Source organism: Sphingomonas sp. NPDC092440, assembly GCF_044754985.1.
GTDB lineage: Bacteria > Pseudomonadota > Alphaproteobacteria > Sphingomonadales > Sphingomonadaceae > Sphingomonas.
On record NZ_JBIVQA010000002.1, the window covers coordinates 394,585 to 412,885 of the forward strand.

The 18,301-nt window shown below is 67.4% G+C and carries 18 protein-coding genes; 14 read left to right on the forward strand and 4 right to left on the reverse strand.

The genetic code is table 11. The features are described 5' to 3' along the window. The first annotated feature begins 101 nt into the window (after positions 1 to 101). From ACIQCS_RS04815 to ACIQCS_RS04840, 6 genes are all read left to right on the forward strand, one after another. The gene (locus ACIQCS_RS04815; RefSeq protein WP_345846804.1) at positions 102 to 2,423 is read left to right on the forward strand and encodes a UvrD-helicase domain-containing protein; all 2,322 of its coding nucleotides are present in this window, start codon (positions 102 to 104) and stop codon (positions 2,421 to 2,423) included. 21 nt (positions 2,424 to 2,444) lie between these two features. Next, on the forward strand, positions 2,445 to 3,485 hold the full coding sequence (locus ACIQCS_RS04820) for a hypothetical protein (protein WP_280281746.1): 1,041 nt from the start codon (positions 2,445 to 2,447) through the stop codon (positions 3,483 to 3,485). A 68-nt stretch (positions 3,486 to 3,553) separates the two neighbouring features. Continuing rightward, on the forward strand, positions 3,554 to 3,793 hold the full coding sequence (locus tag ACIQCS_RS04825; RefSeq protein ID WP_345846807.1) for a type II toxin-antitoxin system prevent-host-death family antitoxin: 240 nt from the start codon (positions 3,554 to 3,556) through the stop codon (positions 3,791 to 3,793). Next, positions 3,793 to 4,215, forward strand: coding sequence for a type II toxin-antitoxin system VapC family toxin (locus tag ACIQCS_RS04830; protein ID WP_345846808.1), 423 nt, complete (start codon positions 3,793 to 3,795; stop codon positions 4,213 to 4,215). Before ACIQCS_RS04825 ends, ACIQCS_RS04830 begins: the two co-directional genes overlap by 1 nt. Before the next feature lie 41 nt (positions 4,216 to 4,256). Beyond that, positions 4,257 to 4,697: a hypothetical protein gene (locus tag ACIQCS_RS04835; protein WP_345846810.1), complete on the forward strand. Its 441-nt coding sequence runs from the start codon at positions 4,257 to 4,259 to the stop codon at positions 4,695 to 4,697. Positions 4,698 to 4,830: 133 nt separating this feature from the next. Further along, the gene (locus tag ACIQCS_RS04840; protein ID WP_345846811.1) at positions 4,831 to 6,312 is read left to right on the forward strand and encodes a serine hydrolase; all 1,482 of its coding nucleotides are present in this window, start codon (positions 4,831 to 4,833) and stop codon (positions 6,310 to 6,312) included. Positions 6,313 to 6,545: 233 nt separating this feature from the next. Here ACIQCS_RS04840 and ACIQCS_RS04845 read toward each other — a convergent pair whose 3' ends face one another. Next, positions 6,546 to 6,884 carry a hypothetical protein gene (locus ACIQCS_RS04845; protein ID WP_345846813.1) on the reverse strand — a complete coding sequence of 113 codons (339 nt, stop codon included), beginning with the start codon at positions 6,882 to 6,884 and terminating at the stop codon, positions 6,546 to 6,548. A 317-nt stretch (positions 6,885 to 7,201) separates the two neighbouring features. On the opposite strand from ACIQCS_RS04845, the gene ACIQCS_RS04850 reads away from it, so the two are divergent. The 7 genes from ACIQCS_RS04850 to ACIQCS_RS04880 all read left to right on the forward strand — a co-directional run bounded on the left by ACIQCS_RS04850 (position 7,202) and on the right by ACIQCS_RS04880 (position 14,229). Then, positions 7,202 to 7,741 (forward strand): glycine zipper 2TM domain-containing protein, encoded by a 540-nt coding sequence (locus tag ACIQCS_RS04850; protein ID WP_280281753.1) that lies wholly within the window; start codon positions 7,202 to 7,204, stop codon positions 7,739 to 7,741. A 131-nt stretch (positions 7,742 to 7,872) separates the two neighbouring features. Continuing rightward, complete coding sequence (locus tag ACIQCS_RS04855) at positions 7,873 to 8,544, forward strand: hemerythrin domain-containing protein (protein WP_345846815.1); 672 nt, start codon at positions 7,873 to 7,875, stop codon at positions 8,542 to 8,544. 63 nt (positions 8,545 to 8,607) lie between these two features. After that, positions 8,608 to 9,999 carry an MFS transporter gene (locus ACIQCS_RS04860; protein WP_345846816.1) on the forward strand — a complete coding sequence of 464 codons (1,392 nt, stop codon included), beginning with the start codon at positions 8,608 to 8,610 and terminating at the stop codon, positions 9,997 to 9,999. A 70-nt stretch (positions 10,000 to 10,069) separates the two neighbouring features. Further along, the gene (locus tag ACIQCS_RS04865; protein ID WP_345846817.1) at positions 10,070 to 11,401 is read left to right on the forward strand and encodes an MFS transporter; all 1,332 of its coding nucleotides are present in this window, start codon (positions 10,070 to 10,072) and stop codon (positions 11,399 to 11,401) included. After that, entirely contained in the window at positions 11,398 to 12,318 is a 921-nt protein-coding gene (gene cysK / locus ACIQCS_RS04870; RefSeq protein WP_345846819.1) for a cysteine synthase A, read from the forward strand. The genes ACIQCS_RS04865 and cysK overlap by 4 nt, the downstream gene beginning before the upstream one ends. Before the next feature lie 73 nt (positions 12,319 to 12,391). Continuing rightward, entirely contained in the window at positions 12,392 to 12,712 is a 321-nt protein-coding gene (locus ACIQCS_RS04875; RefSeq protein WP_345846820.1) for a hypothetical protein, read from the forward strand. Between the two features lie 92 nt (positions 12,713 to 12,804). Then, positions 12,805 to 14,229 (forward strand): cell wall hydrolase, encoded by a 1,425-nt coding sequence (locus ACIQCS_RS04880; RefSeq protein ID WP_345846822.1) that lies wholly within the window; start codon positions 12,805 to 12,807, stop codon positions 14,227 to 14,229. Here the strand turns inward: ACIQCS_RS04880 and ACIQCS_RS04885 are convergent. The 3 genes from ACIQCS_RS04885 to ACIQCS_RS04895 are packed head-to-tail and all read right to left on the reverse strand — an operon-like array spanning position 14,226 to position 16,480. Beyond that, entirely contained in the window at positions 14,226 to 15,680 is a 1,455-nt protein-coding gene (locus ACIQCS_RS04885; RefSeq protein ID WP_345846824.1) for a PH domain-containing protein, read from the reverse strand. The two genes, ACIQCS_RS04880 and ACIQCS_RS04885, sit on opposite strands and share 4 nt — an antisense overlap. Continuing rightward, positions 15,673 to 16,152 (reverse strand): PH domain-containing protein, encoded by a 480-nt coding sequence (locus tag ACIQCS_RS04890; RefSeq protein WP_345846826.1) that lies wholly within the window; start codon positions 16,150 to 16,152, stop codon positions 15,673 to 15,675. Before ACIQCS_RS04890 ends, ACIQCS_RS04885 begins: the two co-directional genes overlap by 8 nt. A 31-nt stretch (positions 16,153 to 16,183) precedes the next feature. Continuing rightward, positions 16,184 to 16,480, reverse strand: coding sequence for a hypothetical protein (locus tag ACIQCS_RS04895; protein WP_345846827.1), 297 nt, complete (start codon positions 16,478 to 16,480; stop codon positions 16,184 to 16,186). A gap of 86 nt (positions 16,481 to 16,566) precedes the next feature. On the opposite strand from ACIQCS_RS04895, the gene ACIQCS_RS04900 reads away from it, so the two are divergent. Next, complete coding sequence (locus ACIQCS_RS04900) at positions 16,567 to 18,300, forward strand: hypothetical protein (RefSeq protein WP_345846828.1); 1,734 nt, start codon at positions 16,567 to 16,569, stop codon at positions 18,298 to 18,300. The last annotated feature ends 1 nt before the right edge of the window (position 18,301 follow it).

An 18,301-nucleotide genomic window follows, 5' to 3' on the forward strand; every position in this document is an offset into this window, starting at 1 on the left:
CCGTCTCTCCGCTGATCGGTTCGGAGGCGACGATCACAGGATCGCGCGCCGCTGGCAATCCACCATTGCCTCGCCTGCCCGCGTTCCCTACCTGTTCGCGGATGACCCTGCCCGTCGAGACCGATGCCAATGCCCCCTATCTCCAGGGCCTGAACCCGCCCCAGCGCGAGGCGGTGCTGACGGCCGAGGGGCCGGTGCTCGTCCTGGCCGGCGCGGGCACGGGCAAGACCGCGGCGCTCACCGCCCGCCTCGCCCATCTGCTATGGACGCGCCGCGCCTATCCCAGCGAGATCCTGGCGGTGACCTTCACCAACAAGGCAGCGCGCGAGATGAAGGAGCGCGTCGGCCGCCTGGTCGGTGCCGCGGTGGAGGGCATGCCCTGGCTCGGCACCTTTCACGCGATCGGCGCCAAGATGCTGCGCCGCCATGCCGAGCTGGTGGGGCTGCAGAGCAACTTCACCATCCTCGACACCGACGACCAGCTCCGCCTGATCAAGCAGCTGATCCTCGCCGCCGATCTCGACGAGAAGCGCTGGCCCGCCCGCCAGCTCGCCGGGCTGATCGACGAATGGAAGAACAAGGGCCTGACCCCCGCCGAGATCGGCGCGGGCGAGTCCGAGCGCTATGCGAACGGCCGCGGCGCCGCGCTCTACCATCTCTACCAGGAGCGGCTGAAGGCGCTGAACGCCTGCGATTTCGGCGACCTGCTCCTCCACATGCTGGTGATCCTCAAGACGCACCGCGACGTGCTGGAGAGCTATCAGCAGCGCTTCCGCTACATCCTGGTCGACGAATATCAGGACACCAACGCCGTCCAGTATCTCTGGCTCCGCCTGCTCGCCCAGGAGCGCAAGAACATCTGCTGCGTCGGCGACGACGATCAGTCGATCTACAGCTGGCGCGGCGCGCTGGTGGAGAACATCCTCAAGTTCGAGAAGGACTTCCCCGGCGCCAAGGTGATCCGGCTCGAGCAGAATTACCGCTCGACGCCGCACATCCTCGCCGCCGCCTCGGGCGTGATCGCCAACAATAGCGGCCGCCTCGGCAAGACCTTGTGGACCGACAAGGCCGAGGGCGAGAAGGTCAAGGTGCTCGGCGTGTGGGACGGGCCCGAGGAGGCGCGCCGCGTCGGCGAGGAGATCGAGGGCGCCCAGCGCGGCGGCATGAGCCTGGACGACATGGCGATCCTCGTCCGCGCCCAGCACCAGACGCGCGAGTTCGAGGACCGGTTCATCGCGATCGGCCTGCCCTATCGCATCATCGGCGGCTTCCGCTTCTACGAGCGCCAGGAGATCCGCGACGCGCTCGCCTATCTCCGCGTCGTGGCGCAGCCGGCGGACGACCTCGCCTTCGAGCGCATCGTCAACGTCCCCAAGCGCGGCCTGGGCGACAAGGCGCTGGCGAAGGTCCACCAATATGCGCGGGCGGAGGGTATCCCGCTCACCGTGGCGGCGGCGCGTATCCTCGACACCGACGAGCTGACGCCCCAGGCCCGCCGCGCGCTCGGCAACCTGGTCGGCGACATGGCGCGCTGGCGCGGCATGGGCAACGACCTCCAGCACCCGGACCTTGCCCGCATCATCCTCGACGAGAGCGGCTATACCGCGATGTGGCAGGCCGACCGCACCGCCGAGGCCGCCGGGCGCCTGGAAAACCTCAACGAGCTCGTCCGCGCGATGGAGGAATATGAGACGCTCGGCGCGTTCCTCGAGCATGTCAGCCTCGTCATGGACAATGAGGGGCAGCGCGACGAGCCCAAGGTGACGATCATGACGATCCATGCCGCCAAGGGGCTGGAGTTCGACACCGTGTTCCTGGCGGGCTGGGAGGAAGGCATCTTCCCCTCGCAGCGGGCGCTGGACGAGGGCGGGCTGGCCTCGCTCGAGGAGGAGCGCCGCCTGGCCTATGTCGCGATCACCCGCGCCCGGCGCCGCGCGACCATCCTCCACGCCGCCAATCGCCGCATCTATGGCCAGTGGAACTCGAGCATCCCGAGCCGCTTCGTCGCCGAGCTGCCCGAGGCGCATGTCGAGAGCGAGAGCACGATGACCGGCGGGGCATCGCTATGGCAGGCGAACTGGAGCGAGCGCAGCGATCCTTTCGCCGATGTGTCGCGGGGGACCGGGCGAGGCCCGGGCTGGCAGCGTGCCGCCGGGGTTTCGGGGGGCGTGGACCTGAAGAATCCGGGCGGCGGGTTCACGGCGCGCACCTTCAGCCGCGAGCCGGCCCGCGTGGTGGAAAGCCGCGCCTCGGCGGTGAGCTTCGGCGCCAAGCCGCGCGACGACCTGTCGCCGGGGATGCGCGTGTTCCACCAGAAGTTCGGCTATGGCGTGATCGCCGAGATCGAAGGGAACAAGCTCGAGATCGACTTCGAACAGGCCGGGCGGAAGCGGGTGATGGATAGTTTTGTTACGGTGGGGTGAGAAATATCGGGGGGAGGGCGAATGGAGAATACGAATCAGCGCTGGGTCGGCTATCTCAGAGGATCTCGTACGGCCACTTTGTTTCTTAGTTCGAGCGGTGGTGATCAGGCCATTCTCGCGTTGGGATTCACAGGCGGCGGAGACTTAAGGCTGATTTTATCAAAAGAGACTGAGTCTTCTAACGTTTTACTATCCCTAGAAGATACCAAAGCTCCTTTTGGCACCGCTATCGTCGAGCAGGAAACTGAAGACCAGATCAAAGGCGTCTGGCGATTTTTGTCCGGAGCCGAAGGGATCTTCGAACTAAATCGCGAGAAAAGCGATGTTTCAAATGCTCCACCAGCAACCGCTCTGGATCGACTCCGGAACCGTGAAATACCGCTTGGAGCGATAACGCTCTACCGAGCAGATTTGGACCGGCTCATTGCCGAGCTCGAGACACTTGTTCCAGCTCCAAATATAACGACAATACGAGCCGTTGAGAACGAGCAGATTGCCATCGAGCAAGCCGCGCAATTTTTGGCACGAAGGGACTACGTAGATGTAGTTCGCTCAATGACCATATCTACCGCCGAGGTAACTTCGGCCCCACTAAAGAAAATTGCAAATGTGATACTCAATGACGACGGATCGAGTCTTATTTCGGTTAGCTCCACTGATGAGCTTTGGACCGAAGCAGCGGCTCTCAGACTTAATAAGTACGTCAATCAGTTTTCTAGCAGATTTACCGGAATTCTGAGAAAGCATGGCCTTAATGTAAATTCATTCATATTAATTGCCATAATTATATGGATGCCCGATAGACCACTTATTGAAAGAATTATCGTTTTTGCGATTGGAATGGTGATTATTTTTGGAATCGCCAAGTCACATAGCTTGCTTCCATATAATAGAGTTTATCTAGACCCTGAACGACAGAAGAAGCCATTCTCCAAGGAGATTCCTGGAGCAACCATGGCTGCATTTGCTGGCATCGTGACTGCCGGTTTGTCTGCTGCTCCGCAACTCTTTCAGGTTGCTCGGCGCGCCATAGAGAGCATTATGGCTTGGTTGGGTTCGTGATCCAACCTGCTTCCAAGCGAGCGCTACCACTGATATAGTCACCAACCTAGTCAGGAGCCCTTGCCGCCATGGAACGCATCAACCTAGCCGACGCCAAGGCGCACCTCAGCGAGATCGTGGATCGGGTCGAGGCGGGCGAGAGCATCGAGATCGTCCGGCGCGGCAAGCCTGCTGCGCGGCTTATCCCTCCCCTGCCCGAGAAGAAGCCAGTCGATGTCGCGGCGCTGCGGGTTGCTGCCAGCAAGGTCCCCTATCAGCATGAGAGTGGCGCCGAGGTGATCCGCAAGATGCGCGACAGCGGGTATTGATGTTCTACCTCGACGCTTCCGCCGCCGTCGCCGCGATAGCGCAAGAAGTGCATAGCGAGGCGATGTGGCAATGGCTCGACGAGCATGCCGTCGATCCGATCCTGTGCAGCGGCTGGACCGGTACCGAAGTCGCCAGCGCGCTTTCAATCAAGGTACGCACCGGCGCCTATTCGATGGAAGACCGGGTCGTCGCCTGGAACAACTGGCGCCGACTTCGGGATGCCAGCCTCGCCGATATCGCCGTCATTCCCGAACATTTCGAAACCGCCACGCGCTTTCTCGATCGGCCCGATCTGGGCCTGCGCGCCGGAGATGCGCTCCATATAGCCATTGCCGAAAGCGGTGGCCTGCGCCTCGTCACCTTCGACACCCAGATGGCCGACGCCGCGCTCCAGCTCGGCGTGCCGGTCGAGGCGCTCTGAGCCCCTTCCAATGTAGGATTTCACCTGATCTACCCTGGTGGATGCCCATATTCCCCATCCCCGATCCGCCCGAAGCCGAGGAGCCTGGCGCCCTGGCCTTCACGCCCGTTCCCTTCGAACGGCGCCGCGCCGATGGATGGACCGAGCGCCGCCAGCGCGATTTCGTCACTGCGCTCGCGGCGATGGGCTCCGTGCTCCACGCCGCCCAGGCCGTCGGAATGACCAAGCGCTCGGCCTATCAACTCCGCGATCGCCCCGGTGCAGAGAGCTTCGCTGCCGCCTGGGATCTCGCGCTCGCGATCGGCTATGCCGACGCCTTCGATAGAGCGCTGGAACGCGCCACTGTCGGCATCACCACGCCACGCTACTATAAGGGCAAGCAGGTCGGCACACATCATCGCCTCGATTTTCGCCTGGCCATGGCCGCGCTCAACGGCGCGCCGCCCTCCTCCGCGCCACCGCGCAAGAAAGTTGCGGATTGAAGCGCGTTTCCGGGAAAACAGGGAAAATAGCGCGGCGAAGCGCACTCCCAGACGCTCTGTGTATTACACGCACATAACACCCTTGACACCCACCACGCTACATCTGTAGCCCTTGCCGCGAAGGGATGATCACATGCAGCACTCGCACCAGCCCACCGATCTCAACCGCCGCCGGCTCCTCGCGCTGGTGCCGGCCGCCACGGGCGTGGCGCTGCTCCCCGGCATCGCCCGCGCCGCCGCGCCCGACCCGGTCCAGGCGCTGGTCGACGATTTCGTGCGGAGCGGCAAGGCGCCCGGCGTCTCGGTCGCCGTCCTGCGCGACGGCAGCACCCGCTTCTACAATGCCGGCGTGCTCTCGCGTGCCACCAACGCTCCGGTCACCGAGCATTCCGTCCATGAGATCGGCTCGATCTCCAAGACCTTCACCAGCCTGCTCCTCGCCCATGCGATCGGCGAGGGCCGCGCCCGCATCGACGACGATGTCCGCAAGCACCTGCCGCCGGGCTATGACAATCTCGTCCGCGACGGCCGCCCGATCCGCATCGCCGACCTGGTCACCACCACTTCGGCGCTGCAGGACAATCTGCCCGACTGGAGCGGCTTCTTCGGCAAGGTGCCGCCCGAGCAACTCCTCGCCGAGGTGTCAAAGCTGCTCAGGGGCTATGACCCGGCGAATTTCCTTACCGACCTCAAGACGGTGACGCTGCTCGACCTGCCCGGCCGGGTGCCGCGCCATTCGAACACCGCCTCGCAGCTCCAGGGCGTGCTGGCCGAGCGCCTCTACGGCCAACCCTATGACGCGCTGCTCGCCCGCTTCATCGAGAAACCGCTGGGCATGCGCGCCGGCGGCGGCCCCGTCCCGCCCGCCCTGCTCGCCACCGGCTACAGCAGTAAGGGTGCCGAAGCACCGTCGCTCGACATGCCGGCGATCCGCGCCGCGGGCGGCCTGCGCTATTCGGCAGTGGACATGGCGCGCTACGTCGCGGCGCAGATCGCCGCGCGCGACCCCGCCATCGCGCGCGCCCACCAGCCGCTGTTCGGCACGCCCGAGACGAGCGCGATCGGCTTCCACTGGGTGATCGCCAAGACCGCCGACAGCCAGACCTATCTGCGCCATTCGGGCGGCACCTTCGGCCAGTCGAGCTATTGCGACTTCTATCCGGCACGGCGCTACGGCGCGGTCGTCCTCGCCAACAGCGCCAGCGCGCAGAATAGCGGCCAGGCGCTCGCCGATGCGATCCACGCGGCCCTGTTCGGCCCGCCGCGCGGCCTGAAAGCGCTCGAGGCGGCGCTGGAGCAAAGCGGCTATGCCGATGTCCCCGGCACGATCGCGGCGACCAGGGCGCGCTTCGCGGACCTGCACCTGACCGAGGATCGCATGATCGCCTGGGGCTATCGCCTGCTCGCCGCGTCCCCCAAGGCCGCGCGCGGCATCTTCGCCTGGGCCGCGGCGCAATTCCCGGACAGCTGGAACGCGCATGACAGCCTGGCCGAGGCGATCGCCGCCACCGGCGACAAGCCCGGCGCCATCGCCGAATATCGGCGCTCGCTCGCGCTCAACCCGGCCAACGACAATGCGACGCGGATGATCGAGAAGCTGGAAAAGGCACCCTAGGCTGGGGACGCCTATTCTTGCTTCGTCACCCCGGCCTTGCGCCAGGGTCCCGCTGCTTCTTGCGTTGTTGAGATAGCGGGACCCCGGCGCAAGGCCGGGGTGACGGGAGAGAGTGGAGATGACGGGAGAGAGCGGGGATGACGGGAGAGAGCGGGGATGACGGGAGAGAGCGGGGATGACGGGAGAGAGCGGGGATGACGGGAGAGAGCGGCAGGCCGGCACGCCCGCCCGGCTCAGGCCACCGCCATCAGCGTCTCGCCCCGATATTTCTCCAGGCCGGGATCGAACAGCGCGCTCGGCACGAAGGTCTGCTCCAGCACCGCCAGCTCCTTCAGCCCGTCCAGCTTGAACGTGCCGATCTTCTCCTCGCGCGGCGGCAACCCTTCCTTCGAGACGACGACGGCATCGACATGGAGCGCATCGTGACGCGTGTAGAGGATGTGCGGGGCAAGGATCATCGCGGTGCGGTTATAGGTCGCGGCCAGGCATTTCTGGCGCACGATCCCCTCCAGGACCATCGGTGTGATCGGCGCGGGAGCGGCAGGCGGATCGACTTCGTGACTCAAGAACATGCGCCCTTATGGCAATTCCTGCTGCGGTGCAGCAAGACCCTGGCTTCGGATATGCCATTCGCGTTGCCAACGGATTGCCGCATCGCCCCTCTCCTCTCCTGCACGCGCGCCGCGGGACTGCGCGCGGCTTGCCAACCCTCCAGGGGGCCACAAGTTGCATCCTGCGACACGGCCCGCCAAGCGCGCGCCCGAACGATCCGCCTCGGTTCCTTGCGGTTCCGCCGCATCGGCACCGTCCGTTCAGCACGGCTTCACGCGCATGTCCGGAACGTTTCAGCGTCCCTGGTCGTATGGGCCTTCGGGAAGGAGAATACACAATGAAGCATCTGGTAACCCTCGCCGCGGTCGCTGCGGCCAGCCTGGCGGTCGCCACGCCGGCCATGGCGCAGCGCGGCCCCGTCTACGGGCAGGACGAGGAGGCCCGTTTCGACGCTGCGCAGCAGCGCTTCGATCGGGAATATGGTCAGTTCCAGCAGGCGCTCGAGCGGTATCGCGCCTACAAGTCCCGCCCGATCGCGCCGCCGCCTCCGCCGCCTCCGCCGCGCGGCGGCTATTCGGGCTATGACCCGCGCGACGAGGAATATTATGATGCTTCCCGCGACTATCGTGCGCCGCCCCCGGGCTATCAGGAGCGCGTGCTGACGCAGGACGACCGCATCTATCGCGGCCAGGACGGCAAATATTATTGCAAGCGCTCCGACGGCACGACCGGCCTGATCGTCGGCGCGGCGGCGGGCGGCCTGTTCGGCAACGTCATTGCCGGCGGGCGCTCCAAGACGGTGGGCACGCTGCTCGGCGCGATCGCCGGCGGCGCGCTCGGCAGCTCGGTGGACCGCGACCAGGTCCGCTGCCGCTGACCCGACCGGAGGGCCCCGTCGCCGCGGCGGCGGGGCCCTCCGTAGCTTCCCCGATGGGGACAGCTCCTGAGCCGCGACTTCACGCCCGCGCAGGCATAGTGCGCCAGAATGCGGAGATGAGGAGTCGCGCCATGCCCGTGGACCGCGTGCTGCGGCAGCACGGACATATTCTGGCCAATGCCGATGCGCTCGAGGCGCTCGTCTCGGGGCCGCGGCCGGCGAGCGTCGAGGGGCTGGGCTTCCGGCGCTGGCTGTTCACGCGCGACCTGCTGATGCATTTCGCCAGGATGGAGGGCCAGGTCTATGGCCCGCTGATGGACGAGCTGGGCGGCGAGGTGGCGCATGTGGCGAGCCAGGCGAGCGCCGAGACCGCGGCCCTGGTCGCCGATTTCCGCGAGCATGTCACGCGCTGGCACGGTTTTCCGAGCGAGGCGCAGTGGGACATCTATGCCCGCTCGACGCACTGGTTGACGGCGCGCATCCGCGAGCGGATCGAGAGCGAGGCGACCACCATCCTGCCGCTGCTCTCCCGGCTGCCCGTCGACGAGCAGGGCGCCTGCCCCGGCAAGCCGGACCATCGCTATGTCGCCGATGCATGGGAGATACGCGAACTGATCTTCGGCGCCGCGAAGCCGGCCGGCGCGGCGGACGCCCGATCGGGCAGCGCCGCACCGGCCCGAGTCGCCTCAGTGCCAGAAGATCAGGATGAGAAGGATGATCGGAATCGGGATGCCAAGCAGCCACAACAGGATACCCTTGCCCATCTGATCTCTCCAACTATCTGGTTTCGATTGCTAAAATAACCATCGGGGCGCGATGCGGGTTCCGCTGGAACCTGGCGGCGGGTTGAGGCACTGAGCATGCGGATGACCGACGGCCTCCCCTTGCCGCGCCGCACGCTTGCCATCGCCGCCGTCTCCTTCGGGACCGCGCTGGTGGTGATCGACGGCGCGATCGCCACGGTGGCGCTGCCCACCATCGCCCGGGACCTGCACGTCGACAACTCGGCGGCGGTTTCGGTCGTCACCGTCTACCAGCTGACGCTGGTGATGCTGCTCCTGCCCCTTGCCGGGCTGGGCGAGCGGATCGGCCTCAAGCGGATGTACCAGGCCGGGCAGCTGGTCTTCACCGTGGCGACGGTGCTGTGCTTCTTCGCCGAGAGCCTGCCTTTCCTGCTCATCGTCCGGGCGGCGCAGGCGGTGGGCGCGGCGGCGGCGCTCAGCGTCTCCTCGGCGCTGATCCGCCAGATCTATCCGGCAAAGCATCTCGGCCGCGGGCTGGGCATCAACTCGGTGGTGGTGTCGAGCTCCGCCGCGCTGGCGCCCACCCTCGGCGGTCTGGTGCTCGCGGTGGGGCCCTGGCCCTGGGTGTTCGCCTCGGCGGTGCCCTTTGCGATCGCCAGCCTGTTGTTCGGCCGCGCCCTGCCCGACACGCCCGCGCGCGACGAGCCGTTCGACGTGCTGGGGGCGCTGCTGTGCGCCGGCATGTTCGGGCTGGTGATCGGCGGGCTGGAGAGCAGCGTGCACGGCGACAGCCCCGTAGTCTCGGCGGCGGTAGTGGTCGCCGGCGCGGTGATCGGCCTGTTCTTCGTCCGCCGCGAGATGCGCGAGCCCAAGCCGATCCTGCCGATCGACCTGCTCACCCGGCCGGTGCTCGCCCTGTCGGTGATCGGCGCCTATACTGCCTTTATCGGCACGATGACGCTGCTCCTGTCGCTGCCCTTCCGGCTGCAGCACGGCTATGGCTTCGCCCCGTCCGAAGTGGGCGCGGTGATCGCGCCCTGGCCGCTCACCACGATGATTGTCGCGCCGCTCGCCGGCTCGCTGTCGGACCGTTACCCCGCCGGGGCGCTGGGCGGGATCGGCATGGTCGTCGCGGTGACCGGGCTGATCTTCCTCGCCTTCCTGCCCGCGCATCCGAGCTGGTTCGACATCGCCTGGCGCATGTCGCTCACCGGGGCCGGCTTCGGCATGTTCCTGTCGCCCAATGCCCGGCTGATCATCGGCTCGGCTCCGATCGATCGCGCGGCCGCGGCGGGCGGGCTCATCTCCACCACCCGGATGGTCGGGCAGACGACCGGCGCCACGCTGGTGGCCGCGCTGCTCGCGATCGGCATCGGCGGCGGCACGGTGCCGCCGCTGGTGGCGGCCGGCCTTGCCGCCATTGCCGGCCTGTGCAGCCTGGCGCGCCTGCGCCCCGCCATCCGCAACCCGCGCTTCGCCGAGACCGAGGACGTCCAGCCCGCCAGGCTGCGCTGACGGATATCTCTTCGCCCGGTTAGCAATCCTTCGTTGCGGTCACGTCGCGGAAGCGCCTAGAGGCCCTTGCATGGTCGCCGAAGCAAAGCATCCATTCGCCGTTCCCAATTTCCGCCTTTATTTCCTGGCCCGGCTCTCGACGACGCTCGGGCAGATGGCGATGGTGATCGTGATCGGCTGGCAGGTGTACGACATCGCCCGCCGGACGATGTCGGTGAAGGAAGCCGCCTTCCAGCTCGGGCTGATCGGCGTCGCCCAGTTCCTGCCTCTCCTGTTCCTCTCGCTCTTCGCCGGCTGGGTGGCCGACCGGCTCGACCGGCGCTGGATCGCCCGCGCCGCGGTGGCGCTCGAGGCATTCTGCGCGATCAGCCTGGGCGTGCTGACCTATGCCGGCACGATCAGCCTGCCCGCGCTGTTCGGCATCGCCGCGCTGCTCGGCGTGGCGCGCGCCTTTGCCAGCCCGGCGCTGAGCGCGCTCTCGCCCAATCTGGTGCCCAAGGCGATCCTGCCCACCGCGATCGCGCTCAGCTCGCTCTCCTGGCAGATCGGCACGGTGATCGGCCCGGCGATGGGCGGTTATCTCTACGCCGCGGCCGACTGGCTTTCCTATGCCGTGGCGGGCGGGCTGTTCCTCGTCTCCTTCGTGCTGCTCATGCTGATCGGCGACGTGCCGCGGAGCGCGCGCAAGTTCAGCGGCAGCCCCTGGGCGCAGATGATCGACGGGCTCCATTATGTCCGGCGCAACCGCCTGGTGCTGGGCGCGATCTCGCTCGACCTATTCGCCGTGCTGCTCGGCGGCGCGACCGCGATGCTGCCCGTCTATGCCCGCGACATCCTGCATGTGGGTTCGGAAGGGCTCGGCCATCTGCGCGCCGCGCCCGCGATGGGCGCCGTCGCCACGGCGGTGTTCTTCTCCTGGCGGCCGCTGAGGAGCGACGTGGGGGTGAAGATGCTCCTCGCCGTCGGCCTGTTCGGCGTGGCGACGGTGATCTTCGGCCTGTCCGCGCCGCTGCTGGTGCCGGTGCTCGGCCCGGCGGCGGTGGGGCACGACACGGCGCCGGCGGTGCTGATCGCGCTGTTCGCGCTGTTCGTGCTCGGCGCGGCGGACATGGTCTCGGTCTATGTCCGCCAGTCGCTGATCCAGCTCTACACGCCGGACGAGATGCGCGGCCGCGTGGGCGCGGTCTCCACCCTGTTCATCTCGGGCTCGAACGAGCTGGGCGAGGCCGAATCGGGCTTCCTCGCCGCGCTGATCGGTCCGGTCGCCGCAGTGGTGGGCGGCGGCATCGGCGCGATCCTTGTCACACTGGCATGGGCCAAGCTATTTCCGGAGCTCAGGCGGGCTCGCACCTTCGATCCTCCGGCCAATCTCGAGATTCCTCCCAAGGAGATGATGACATGAAGGCCAATACGATCCTCGAGACGATCGGCAACACGCCCCATATCCGCGCGGGCAAGCTGTTCCCCGACGCCGAAGTCTGGATCAAGTCCGAACGGACCAATCCCGGCGGCTCGATCAAGGACCGCATCGCGCTAGCGATGATCGAGGCGGCGGAGAAGGACGGCAGCCTGCAGCCGGGCGGCACGATCGTCGAGCCGACCAGCGGCAATACCGGCGTGGGCCTCGCGATGGTCGCCGCGGTGAAGGGCTACCGGCTCATCCTGGTCATGCCGGAGAGCATGAGCATCGAGCGTCGCCGCCTGATGCTCGCCTATGGCGCGACCTTCGACCTCACGCCGCGCGAGAAGGGGATGAAGGGCGCGATCGAGCGGGCGATGGAGATCGTCGAGACGACGCCGGGCGCCTGGATGCCGCAGCAGTTCGAGAATCCGGCGAACATCGACGTGCATGTGCGCACCACCGCGCAGGAGATCCTCAACGACTTCGCCGATTCGCCGATCGACGTGGTCATCACCGGCGTGGGCACCGGCGGCCACATCACCGGCGTCGCCGAGACGCTGAAGAAGCGCTGGCCGAACCTCAAGGTCTATGCGGTCGAGCCCGAGCTTTCGCCGGTCATTTCGGGCGGCCAGCCGGGCCCGCACCCGATCCAGGGCATCGGCGCCGGCTTCGTCCCGCGCAACCTGCATACCGACGCGATCGACGGCGTGATCAAGGTCGATGCGGGAGTCGCCAAGGACATGGCCCGCCGCGCCGCGCGCGAGGAAGGCATGCTCGTCGGCATTTCCTCGGGCGCGACTCTGGCCGCGATTCTGCAGAAACTGCCGGATCTCCCCGAGGGGGTCCGTATCCTGGGGTTCAATTATGACACAGGTGAGCGCTATCTGAGCGTCCCGGATTTTCTTCCCGAAAGCTGAGGCACTGGAATTAACGCCGGATTAACGCTAGGCTCCCCGAGTCGGGGAAAACGTCGTTTCCGGGGGGAACTTCGTGCGCAATGCAATGATCCTGGTGAGCGTCATGCTCGCCATTTATCTGGGGTGGCCGCTCGCTTTCGGGGGGAAGCAGCGCGGGCTGGAAACACCGGCCGAGGCGCGCGGTGTGGCGGCCACCCCAGTTTTCGCTTCGAAACCCGTGCGAACGGCCGCGCTGGCCGCCAAGCCGTCGGCACCCAGCCGTCCGGAGAGCTGCTACAAGCGCTATCAGCGCGAAGTGAAGCTCTGCACAGGGGCCACCACCGCCGCGGCCTGCAAGCTCGGCGCGGCCGATCATTGGGACATGTGCGAGGCGACCGGATTCTGGCCGGACTGAGCGCGCGCCGGATGCACTGATCCGAGCCCTGCGGCGTTTCGGCGTCGCAATGGTTCCAACTGCGCGTCTTCTGCGTTATGGGCGGCGACCCCATGGCGACCGTCCCTTCCCTTCCCACCGCCGGAGCATTCTCCGTCCGCGTGCCGCCCGTGCTGGTGGCATTGCTCGGCCTCGTCACGCTCGCGGCAATCGCGCTGCCCCTGTGGCTGGTGACGCACACCCCGCGCACGGTGGTGCACAAGCGCGCGCCGGTACAGGTGTCGCACCGGGTGGTACCCAAGACCGAGCTGCCGGAAGTGGAGCCGGTCGAGCTCCAGGTCGTCACCCCTGACGACGCGCGCGCCTGGAATGCGTCCATCCCCTTCTCGAACCTGCCCAATCCGGCGGCGCGGCCGTTCAGCATCTACGGCCCCGAGGACAGCCGCGCGCGCGCCGTCGATTGCCTTGCCGCCGCGGTCTATTACGAGGCGGGCGACGATGCCGTGGGCGAGCGCGCGGTCGCGCAGGTGATCATCAACCGCGCACGCCACCCCGCTTTCCCCAAGACGATCTGCGGCGTCGTGTTCCAGGGCTCGGAGCGCTCGACCGGCTGCCAGTTCACCTTCACTTGCGACGGCGCGATCCTGCGCTATTCGCCCAGCGCCGCCGCCTGGGAACGCGCGCGCTACATCGCCCGCACCGCCCTGAACGGCTCGGTCTACAAGCCGGTGGGCCATGCGACGCACTATCACACCGACTGGGTCGTGCCCTATTGGAGCGCCAGCCTCGAGAAGATCACCGAGGTGCACACGCACCTCTTCTTCCGCTGGACCGGCTGGTGGGGCACGCCGCCGGCCTTCAACCGCACCTATGCCGGGATCGAGCCCAATATCGCGCTGATGGCGCGCCTGTCGCCCGGCGCCTTCCAGAGCGATCCCACGCTCGAAGCGCTGCTGCCCGGCGCGGTGGGGACCGATGGCGCCTTTGTCGATCCCGCATCGATCCCGCAGAGCGCCGTGCCTGCGCCGATGGCGGCCGAGGGTGGCGACTCGAACAACTTCATGCTCACCTTGCCCAAGGCGATGAACCCGGACGCGTTCGCGGCGCTGGCCATCCGCACCTGTGGCGAGCGGCCCTATTGCAAGTTCATGGCCTGGGCGGACGCGAAGCAGACTCCGGCCAGGCTGCCGCTGTCCAGCGCCCAGGTCTCGACCATGTCGTTCAGCTATCTGCGCGACGAGACGCAAGGCTTTGCCAAGGCGCTGTGGAATTGCGGCCAGTTCCGCCGCCCGAGCCCGGTCCAGTGCATGCGCACGCAGGTCCCGGCCGAAGCGGCACCCGCCGCCACCGCCGTCGCCGCGCCGCTCCCCGGCGCCACGCCCCCGGTCGCGCCCGCGCCGCTCGCCGGCGTCCGCCGCAAGATCGACGCGGTGCCGCCGCCCGCCGGCGCCCCCGCCGAGGGCAAGGGCGCGGTGAGCTTCACCCTGCCCGCGCCCAAGCCTTCGCCGACGCCCCGGCCGACGCTCGAGCCGCGTTAATCGACTCGGGCGGCGAGCGCCCGGGCCAGCGCCAGGGCGGAATCGAGAGGAACATCGCTCACATCGGGGCGATGCCAGCCGCTCGCGCCGGCCGTATCCACCCGCACCGTCGCGACGCCCAGCCGGCGTTGCAGCCAGCTGCGCCGCACGGTCAGCGTCTGGATCGACTCGATGGGCACGATCCAGTCGCGCTGCGAAAGCACGCCGCGCATCACCTGCAGGCTGGTCTCGCGCAGCGCATAGCGGTGCCGGGTGCGCTGGAAGAGCGCGACGACCACCGGCGCGGGCGCGAGCAGCAGCCCCCACCAGAGCGGCGACAGGAAGAAGCCGCCAATGCCCAGGACCAGCACGATCGGCAGCCCGTCGCGGATCGCGGAGCGCAGGATATGGGCCCGCGCCACCGGCCGCAAACCCGGGCGCTGGAAGGGAGGAAGCGGCGTGGCGGCGATCACCCGCTCAGCCTCCTCGGCGGTGGCGAACGGTGCCATTTCCTCACGGCCCGACCGATCGACGCTTCCACCAAGCGTCTGCACTTCCACGATATTCCAGCCCATCCGCCCGCTGATCGCACCCCGGCGGATCAGGCCCAGCTGGATGCGGCGATCGGCGATGACGGTCTCGGAGCGGGTGAGCAGCCCCCGGACCCGGCGGAAACGGCCCGGCTCATGGGTCAGGGTGAAGCCATAGTCCTTGAGCAGCGTGCGCACCACGCCCGCGACCACGCTCAGCATCAGGGCCGCCGCCAGCACCAGCAACAGCGCAAAAATGCTGAACCGGGCGAAGGCGAAGCGCTCGGCCTCGCCGAACAGCCTTTCCCAGTCGAGCTGCAGCACCCGGTCGAGCGAATGGATCACGCCCAGGATCGCCGCGATCCAGATCATCGAGAAGCCGAACACGCCGCCCAGCAGCACCCGGCCGAGCGACATGGCGAAGACGATACGACGCTCGGGCTCGGGCTCGGGCGCCGCCGGCGCCGCGGCATCGGCGCGCGTTTCGAGGGCCGGCGGATGGCCGCGCAGCAGCGCGCGCAGACGCTCCGCCTCGGCCATGGAGACGCTGTCGAGCCTGGCTTCCTCGGCTTCCCCGCCGCCCGTCTCGAGCCTGACCACCGCCAGCCCGAAGATGCGGGCAAAGGGGCTGCGCTCGATCGACACGTCCTGGATCCGGCCGCGCGGGATCGAACGGCGCCGGCGCTGGAGAACGCCGTGCTGGATCAGCACTTCCTCCGCCCCGATCCGATAGCTGAAGCTCCACCAGCCCAGCCAGGTGTAAAGCATCACCGCCGCGGCGATCGCCGCAAAGGCGGCCAGAGCCAGCGCCGGATGGAACTCACGCCCCGCAAAGCCGAGAATCAGCGGCGGGACGATGACCGTGGAAGGCGCGCGCTTCACGAAGCGCATGATCACGGTGAGGATGTGGAGCCGGCGGGGCCCGGCGCCGGGATCAGTCATGCCGCGCGCTGCCGATGCGCTCGCGGATCGCGTCGCGGATTTCCTCGGCGGTCGCGCGGGCGATACCGGGCAGGATCACGACATTGGCATCGGTGCCCGCCGTGTGAAGGACGAGCGTTGCCACCCCGAACAGCCGCTCGAGCACGTCCTGCGCCACGTCGATATGCTGGACGCGCAGCGTCGGGACGATCGTGTGCACGCGCGTCCACAAGCCATGCGCGACATGGAGCTCGCCGCCGGTGAAGGCATAGCCCCAGCGCCGCCAGCGCCGCCCCGGCGCGAAGCCCGCGATCCACAGCGCGACCGGCAGCACGGGCGCGAGGATCGCTCCCGGCATCGGCAGCTCCGGCACGAAGAATTCGCCCGCGACCGCCGCCGCGAGCAGGAACAGCGCGGTGCGGACAGCGCGCAGGCGGATTACGTGAAGCTGCCCGCGCTCGAGCGGCAGCAGCGGAACGATGGCCAAGGTCATGGAAGGAGTATCACCGAGTGTCTTACTTCACTCAAGCACTAGCTGTGCCGAGGCGGGCAAGGTTTCCGAGATTCGCGCAAATACGCCAGGCGGCCTTTCCCGCCGACAGGTCGCTTGCCTTCCGCGGCGCGACACTGCCGCTCCGGGACCGAATTTCGAGAGCACCCATCACATAATTGGGCGCAAATGAAGTATAGACCGAAGAATGTTCACGCATATGTGCAGCAATTTGCGATACCATCCATGGTTTTACAACGGCCATCGCAGAAGAAACCGGAATAATCTCGGCCTTGCGGAAAAATCCGATACGGATGTTTTCCAGATGCATTCAATTGACTCGCCACCGCACCTCGCTTGGCTTTCGCCTTCGAAACGATTACCTTGCGGCATCGGGATGTCGAGGGGGAGAATCGCGTGTCCGAGCCGCCACCAACACGCAAGCTCACCATCATCGCCAAGGATCCCGGGCTGCGCCTGGGGCCGAAGGGGCCGATGGCGTTCGTGGAAGTCAGCGTCCCGGCGGAGATCCTCGCCAAGGGGCCGACCGGCTACCGGATCAAGGTCGTCGACTATAACGCGACCGAGCGCCGCACCTATCTGGACGAGCAGGAATATCAGACCCGCGACGGCACGCTGATCGATCCGTTCGCGCCGCTCCCCGGCGAAACGCGCGAGGATCCGGCCTATCAGCATCGCCTGCTGGCCGATCCGAATTTCCATGCGCAGAACGCCTATGCGATCGCGATGCGCACGCTGGGCGCCTTCGAGCGCGCCCTGGGACGACGGGTGAGCTGGAGCTCCGGCGGCCACCAGCTCCACATCGCGCCGCACGCCTTCGCCCAGGCCAATGCCTTCTACTCCGAGCCCGATCGCGCGCTGATGTTCGGCTATTTCTTCCGCCGCGACGGGAAACCGGTCTTCACCTGCCTGAGCCACGACATCGTTGCGCACGAGACCGCGCATGCCCTGCTCGACGGGCTGCGCTCGCGCTTCACCGAGCCTTCCGGGCCCGACCAGGCGGCCTTCCACGAGGGTTTCGCCGATATCGTCGCCCTGCTCTCGATCTTCTCGCTCAAGCCCGTCGTCGCCGCGGCGATCGGAGAGGACGGGCGCTTCGCCGACGCCGATCGCACCATCCGGCTGGTTTCGGTCAGCAAGCTGACCGCCGAGGCGATCCGCGAATCGATCCTGCTCGGCGTGGCCCGCGAAGTTGGCGAGGCGCTCGAGACCGGCCAGCGCGGCGCGCTTCGCCGCTCGGTCGGGCTCACGCCCGAGGCGGTCCATCTGCTTCAGGGCGAAGTGGAGGAGCATGCGCGCGGCGAGATCCTCGTCGCGGCGATGATGAACGCCTTTGTCGCCTTGTGGAGCGATCGGATCGCCCAGCTCGGGCGCTTCGCGGGCGACAGCTACAATCTGGATGCGGTCGTCGAGGAGGGCGCGAAGCTGGCCGGGCACCTGCTCAACATGGCGATCCGCGCCCTTGATTACTGCCCGCCGACCGATCTCGATTTCGGCCAGTATCTCAGCGCGTTGCTCACCGCCGACCGCGAGCTCGTCCCCGAGGACGAATGGGGATATCGCGCGGCGATCCGCACGATGTTCGAGCGCTACGGCATCCACGCGCAAGGCGCCGCCTGCGATGCGGAAGGGTGCTGGCAACGCTATCCCGCCGACGGCGCGCTGACCTATGCCCGTTCGAACTATCAGGCGATGACGCGAAGCCGCGACGAGCTGTTCCGCTTCCTGTGGGAGAATCGCGAGGCGCTGGACCTGAGCGCCCGCGCCTATTCCGAAGTGATCTCGATCGACCCGGCAAGCCGGATCGGCCCCGACGGTATCGCCCTGCACGAGACGGTCTGCCAATATGTGCAGCGCGCCGACCTGTTCGGCGCCGAGTTCAAGGCCGTGCTCGGCGCCGAGCGCCCGGAGGGGATGCGGAGCAGCGATCGCTACACCGCCTATGGCGGCGGCGTGCTGATCCTCGATCAATATGGCCGGGTGAAATATCACATCGCCAACCGGCTGGAGGACGCGGAGCGCCAGCTGAGCCGCGCGCAATATATGGTCGATACCGGGCAGATCGGCGCGCCGGCGGCACCCGACCGGCTCCGCTTCGCGGTCCTTCACCAACAGCGCATGGGAGCGTGAA